The 6817-nt window shown below is 47.0% G+C and carries 4 protein-coding genes; 3 read left to right on the top strand and 1 reads right to left on the bottom strand.

Annotated elements, in window-relative coordinates; genetic code table 11:
- Positions 1-326: 326 nt before the first annotated feature.
- From tssK to AC27K1_RS11250, 3 genes are read left to right on the top strand one after another with little or no spacing between them, the layout of a single operon-like run.
- Positions 327-1640, top strand: coding sequence for a type VI secretion system baseplate subunit TssK (gene tssK, locus AC27K1_RS11260; RefSeq protein ID WP_487150629.1), 1314 nt, complete (start codon positions 327-329; stop codon positions 1638-1640).
- Positions 1641-1651: 11 nt separating this feature from the next.
- Positions 1652-2476, top strand: a complete 825-nt coding sequence (locus AC27K1_RS11255) for a DotU family type IV/VI secretion system protein (protein ID WP_487150628.1) — start codon at positions 1652-1654, stop codon at positions 2474-2476.
- The gene (locus AC27K1_RS11250; protein WP_487150627.1) at positions 2454-5783 is read left to right on the top strand and encodes an ImcF-related family protein; all 3330 of its coding nucleotides are present in this window, start codon (positions 2454-2456) and stop codon (positions 5781-5783) included. Before AC27K1_RS11255 ends, AC27K1_RS11250 begins: the two co-directional genes overlap by 23 nt.
- A gap of 61 nt (positions 5784-5844) precedes the next feature.
- Here AC27K1_RS11250 and AC27K1_RS11245 read toward each other — a convergent pair whose 3' ends face one another.
- A complete protein-coding gene (locus AC27K1_RS11245; RefSeq protein ID WP_487150626.1) occupies positions 5845-6816 on the bottom strand; it encodes a type VI secretion system baseplate subunit TssG in 972 nt (323 codons plus the stop codon).
- Position 6817 lies beyond the last annotated feature (1 nt).

Genomic DNA, 6817 nt, shown 5'->3' with positions numbered 1-6817 from the left:
ATAAACTATAGGGGCTGTCACTCATCGTGCAATTGAAAGGGACCCCACTATTGAAACAGCCCGCATTGGCTTTCCCTGTTTTCGATGAATCACTGACTTGTTTTACAGGTAAGGGACGCGACGCCCTATAACCACAACCGCTAATTTACAATAATGCTTCCAGATTAAGGTTGGTTTACTGCAATATTGCGGTCGCCGGATACAGATAGCATTCAATTTGTCGTGACCTGGCTAAAGTCTGTGTTGTTCATGGTCACTTCAATCGTTGTAGTCTATATTCAGTCGTGATTTTTTCACTTGTGAATCCAACTGCAGGCATTACCAGTGTGAATCACGCAGCAGTAGCATGGCTTGAAGGCGCATATGTTGCGCCACAGCATTTTCAGCAGCAGGAGCGTTATTTTTCTGATCTGGCATTGCAATATTTTCGTACGCTGGGGGGCGATGATTTTGGATTCATTGAGCTTCAGCTGGCCAGGGAATTAATGCCTGCCGGAAAAGTGGGGCTGCGTTGTGCCAAAGGGGTTTTCCCCGATGCGACACCGTTCAATATCTTTCGTGAAATGGTGATAGATATTCCTGATGGCAGTACGGATCTTATCGTTTACCTCACCATTCCATTACGAAGTTATGGGGATCAGGAAGTCGGCAGCAAGGAGGAAACTAACTTTCGTTACCTGTTGTTCAATGATGAAATCACAGACAACACGAATCCTGATAACCCCTCAGTGAATATCTCGCTGGCTGAATATAATTTTCAGTTACAGTTGGGAGAGAGGGACTTAAGCAATTATTCGACGCTGGCTCTGGCGAAGGTCAAGGAGTTGGACAGCGGGGGAGGGGTTGTATTGGATCCCGCGTTTATACCCCCGGTGCTGTGTGCTAAAGCAAGTACGGTATTGAGCAGTCGTTTGAAAGAGTTTTATGCGCAGTTGAGCCATCGGGCCAAGCTGATTGAAAATCGCATTCTCAGTGGGAAAAGCTATAAAAGTCTTCAGGCACTATACCATGATCAACTCTGGCAGATTCTGCTCCGGCAGTGGGAAGCTCGCCTTGGCAGTCTGAGGATGCATCGGCGTCTTGACACTGCACAATTGTATGATGAGCTGATCACGCTGTGTGGGGCGCTAAGTACGATCAGTCAACGCCCTTTTCCCGAACCTAAGGGGTTGACGTTTAATTGTCTTGAACAGGCATTTACACCGCTGTTTAGTTGCCTGGACGAGTTTATCCAGGTAGCCAGTTACGAATATGTCTGGGAACTACTGCCCAAAGAGGCAAGGCCTGCCGACCGTCGCTGGGAATATGCGCTGACAGGCGATATTGATGACAAAAGCCGTTTTATCCTGTCTATACCTGAGAAAAAGGTGCGTGAAAATCCCGGTGACATCCTTAACCTGATCACCCTGGGGCCCAAAAACCGGATTGATCAACTGGTATCCAGCGCCATCAAGGGTATTAGTCTGTCACGACTATCCATTCCACCCTTTGAGCTTAATTTACCGGATCATTGTTTTTATGAGATTGATACCGAGTCAGATCTGCTGAAGGAAGCGATTAATAACAAGATGCCGCTGGTGATTCATGCGTTCCAGCAACTGGGTAGCTTCAATATCCGATTGTTTATTATACGCTCCTGAAGGTTGTGCCGATGCCTGATGTCAAGATGCATGAAAACTCTGAGCTGGGTAGCAACGCAGAGGGGAAAGAACAGCGCCTGGATGTGCCTTTGGTGCTGGACTGGGTGGACTTGAAAGATCCGCTGGTGAATCGATTGTACCCCTTTTTGGCGGTTCTGAGTCACATTAACCGCCTCGGGGATCAGGAGTCTGTGCCAGACAACCTGTTTGGGCAGTTGGTCGAAGCTGTCATAAAGCTACAGAAGTCTTATCCTGATGAGGTGACATCCATAGGCTGTATGTGGGTGGTTGCTACGATTGATGAAAAAATCATGACCAGTCATTGGGGGGCCGGATGGCGACAGGAAACACTCTGCAGCCGGTTGTTTTTGCGAGGCGATGCAGGTGTTCACTGCTTTGAGTTGCTGGGACAGTGGCTCCACCACCCGACGCCCAATCCTTCGCTGTTACTGGTGGCTTACCTGTGCATGAAAATGGGTTTCAGGGGGCAATACCGGCATGGGGGAAAGGAGAATATCAGTGAACTTTATGCTCAGCTGAAAAAGCAGCTGGGCAGAAACCGGTATTTACGTGAGCAGCCATTTGCGTTTATCGACATCAGTGCCCGGGAAACCCGGTTTAAAAAGCGCTGGCGCATCAATAAATGGCCAATGGTGATTGTTGCCTGCGCCTCTATTGTCACTATGGTGATTGGTGCAGGCTTATGGTCTGTTTCCATGCAATACCGCTTGCGTGAAGAAATACAGGATGATCGACAACGGCTATCCCAACTGTTTGATGATTATAAGCCTGTAAATCCTGCGGACATTCGTCATGCTCTTTTCCCTGAGAAATAAAATTCTTGTTTTTATCCTGCTCACCCTGTTAATACTTGGACTTATCGCGGCTGCATCGGGTATGGCCTTGATGATGTCTGGCCATTCAGACTATGGCAGATGGATCATTGCTGCAGGTGTCATTGTTTTTTTGGTTGCGTTTATTTTACTGATAATACTGGTGATCAACCGATACCGGCAGTTGTCTGAACCGGCAAGGCTGGTATCAGAGTATATGAGACAATTAATGGACTATCAGGGAAGTGTCCGTGAGAAAACGACATTCTTTCCATGGTTCTACGTCATTACCGCCGATGGCAATGATTCAACGTCACTCATGACGGCGCTGCGTTTTCGATTGCTTCCCCCCGATAATGACAAGGTATTGAACTGGCTTGAGATCTGGACCGAAGGACGCACGGTCTTTGTCTGCCCATCGAACAAGTTACTCTCCCTCGATAAAAGAGATCCGTTACTGAGTGAATTGTTGAGCCGGATTCACCATTACCGAAAAAGCAGGACATTCAGTGGTGTCCTGATTGATACCTCCCCATCGGTTTTACAGGACAATGCGGTTTTTGCCAGAGAGCTGCCGCAACATATCATTCGCCTGTGTGAATTGATTGGCCAGTCTTTACCCGTGCTTTTCATGACGGCAGGGATCGATACGATCTTTTCCAAGGCGGTACTGAATCGTAATTTCAGCCGTGAAGAGCGTTCAAAAGCATGGGGGGCGTGGCGTGACGAATTACAACAACCCGCCAGTCAATGGTTTACAGAGAGCTGGCAGGCACAAATGCAGCAGCTCTTTTCCAAGCAGATCCATGCAATCAGTACCGACTATGATGACCAGCTCTGTAATGACAGCGTTGCTCTTGTGTTTGAATTCATCCAATTGGGAGCTTGGCTTAAGAAACTGGTTAAATACTTTGATCAGGCCTTTGAAAAGCAGCGACCACAATTGAGAGGTTATCTCCTCATCGCGACCGGCGAAACAGCATCAGTGACCAGCCTGTTGGCGAAGTGGTGTCACCAGTATTTTGGTTTATCGACGACGTTAGCGCAGCCATGTACGCCGGATGTTGCCTTTGCCACCGGGCTGTTTCATCAGGTGTTTCTGCCTATGTCCCAGTATGCCGGGTCTAATCGAACGGCACAGTTATTTCAGCGTGTAGGGGGGTTCTCTTTTATTGCAGGGGTATGTCTTTTGGTGAGTGGGGCCGCCTGGTGGTGTTACCTCAACCTTGATCGATTGGAAGCGTTGAATGCGGAGACCAATCGAGTTGTTGATATGTATGTGACGGAGCGAATCAAATCAAAGGCGGGTAATGAACAAGAGCGCCTTGAAGACACTATTGTACAGTTGGGACTCTTGCAGGCACTGAACCAAACCTATGAAAATTTGCCGGTGCGGTTTCTCATTGCGCATTGGGCTACCAAGAGTTTTTCCAATAGCTTTCGTCACTTTTATGATGAAGAATTGAAAAGCCGGTTATACCCCTATCTTGTCAAAAGCGCAGCACAGGAACTGCAGGGGCAGTTATTGACGGCAGAAATACAGGCGGTTTTTGATAGCCTGCGTTTATACCAGATGTTGTTTGATCCTGGCTTACTGCATAAAAGGGAATTGATCCAGGGGTTGGTGCCGGTCATCAGTGAAGAGCACGAGTTGTCAGTCGTCAATGAATACCGTCTGTCGGAGCAGGCCAGCGACCTTCTGTCGCTGCAGGTGTATCAGGTGTTATTACCGGATAGCTCATTGCTTAACCAGGCCAGGGACAGCCTTTCAGGATTGAGTGACAGCCAGCTGGCTTATCGTCGGTTGAAATCGGATCCGGATTTAATGCGCTCTGTACCACTGGATAAATTGTTAGGCAGTAATTTTGCCAAGGTGTTTCAGCTGGGAGGATATGGCGAACCGGAAAAAGATTGTCCGAACCAGATCCCTTTACTGTTTACCCAGGCATCCTGGCAGGAAAAACTGGTATCACCAGATTCCCCATTATTCAAAAAGATTTTTACCGATATTGAAAATATAAAAGGTGTTGAGTCGCAAGGTTCCGTGGAATTCATACTGGGAACGGGCAGTGAGTTACACCACCGGTATGTGCTTGAATATATTTCTCAATGGAAGCAGCTTCTGAGCTGTATTCATGTAAAACCCCTGCGTGATTTTGACACAATCCGTGAAGCATCATCCAACCTGGCACAGTGGGAGTTTTCATCCCTTGCCGGGATATTGGAAATGCTTGATCGGAATACCCGCCTGCTGGCTGAGTCAGCCTCTCCGGAAGAAGTGACGAAAGCCAGTGCTGATCTGGCATCGGATGTTGCAGGTCGGCAAGAAGTCGTTAAGGCCTTTGAGCTTTATCATCGCATGATTCAGGGCGACTCTGTCATTGAATTTGCGGGCAGATGCCAGGGAATCATTAATGACCTTTACCAGAAAATGTTACAGATGGAGCAATGCGATGATAAACAACGTTGCGCCTACCTTCAGTTGGTGGATATTGTGGAGTCAAGGCACCCATTAAATACGCTGGTGAGCTTCGCTGATCCGCAGCCGGAGCAAATCAGACGCTGGTTGAATGAACTCAGTCATGAGCTGGGGAGTTATTATATTGCAAATGGTGGTCGGTATATTCAGCGACAATGGGAAGAAACGGTTGTCTTACCCTATACCCGCTATCTGAAGCATCATTATCCACTCATGTTATCTTCCTCAGAAGATGCCAGTTATCAGCACTTTGCGGCTTTCTTCCAAACGGGGGGGCATCTTGATGGCTTCGTGAAAAGTTACCTCGCTCCCTTTATGGAGGGGCAGAAACTCAGGACGTTAATACTGGGGAAGACATTGCCTGTCCGTCGCCAGGTGCTTGAAACCATACGTGTAGGAAAACAGATCAATGACAGCTTTTTCTCGTCCGATAATGTCCCGTTGAATACGTTCCAGATCAGGGTCGTATCCTTGTCGCAATCTGCCACGCACTTTATCGTGCAGGACAAAAATACCACGATCCGATACGATCATGGCCCGACGATCTGGCAAGATGTTTCCCTGGCCAATGAGGGACGATTCGTTGAGGCATCCTTTTTTTCCAAGGAGACACCGTTGTCACATATCAGCTACACGGGTGATTGGGGCTGGTACAGGCTTTTCAGTGAGAATTTCCGCTATGTGGACAGGAGAGCATTGATAGGGAGTACCCAATTTTCATCGGGAGAGCAGGTGGTCAACCTTGAAATCATGGCAAAAGGCGGTGGAAGAAAGATTTTATTCGATCCGACGCTTATGTCGCAGTTTCGATTTTCAGAGCGTATTTTCTAAACAGGTGATGTTATGAATAAGTGCTTTGTTGAGTTGCGGTGATTTCAGGAAAACATGGCATCTATTTCCATGAGATTCTCATGTATTGCTTGTTGTTTTTATAATAAGTCGTGTGGTAGGCAAGACGGTATACTTTTTTTCGTGCTGATAGAAGCATGGCGCTCGTTTGCGAAGTCGGTATTTCAACAAAATAACGTATAAAGCGATAAGGGAGTATGGAACGTGACATATTGAGGACTTTTTCTGTGAATCGTGGTGTATAACGTAATTGTTTTTGCCATTGAAGATTGTTTTGATAGTGCAAAATAATGCTTACTGTCTCTCCCAGAAGCCATACATAACGGCCAACAACCGTGTTTCGACCCAGCTTGAATGTGTTTGACTTGGAATGACTACTGATTTTCCAGCAGCAGTCATTATCGATCGGCCAGCGTTTTCCATGGTCTTGTTCAATGCTGACAGTCGATTTCAGATAGTGGGATAATAATTTTTCAGCGCCTGCTAAAGAATTTGTCTTCATGCAAAGGCTTATTGCATACGGGTGATATGCCAGGTTGTTCAGGCTATTAACAATATTTCCGGAAAAGTCGAACATGGGTTTATCTTCAAATGAAGCATCACGTATCTTTTTTTCCAGGTAAAGAGCCAGGTAACGTGCTACCTCCACATGGTAGTAGGACCAAAGCAATCGATTGTTAAAAACGTCAAGGAATTCTTCCAGACTGTGGCTACTTTTTTCATAGATAACTTTTCTGATAGTGTCCCTCAGGGTATGTGGCAGAACACCGTGTGTACCTGTCAGCGCTGGTTTGGATACCGTCAATTTAAATCGATCATCCGCCTGTTCCAGTTCACCGATTTCGGAACGAAGGTATTCACCGGAACTGTAGGGAGCCAGTGATAGCTTGTTTTTAAACAGGGGGGAGTCAGACAGGATCCGAATGGTCTGTACAAATTCAAACTGCCTGGGAGAATCTCGCAGACGAAATAACCAGTTATCCTGTAACCGTGGGGTGCTGCTATGGATAGTCATG

This window comes from Kistimonas ophiarachnellae, from assembly GCF_057552235.1.
The sequence above is the reverse complement of the archived record's forward strand: the minus strand, read 5'-3'. Positions and strand labels throughout refer to the sequence as shown.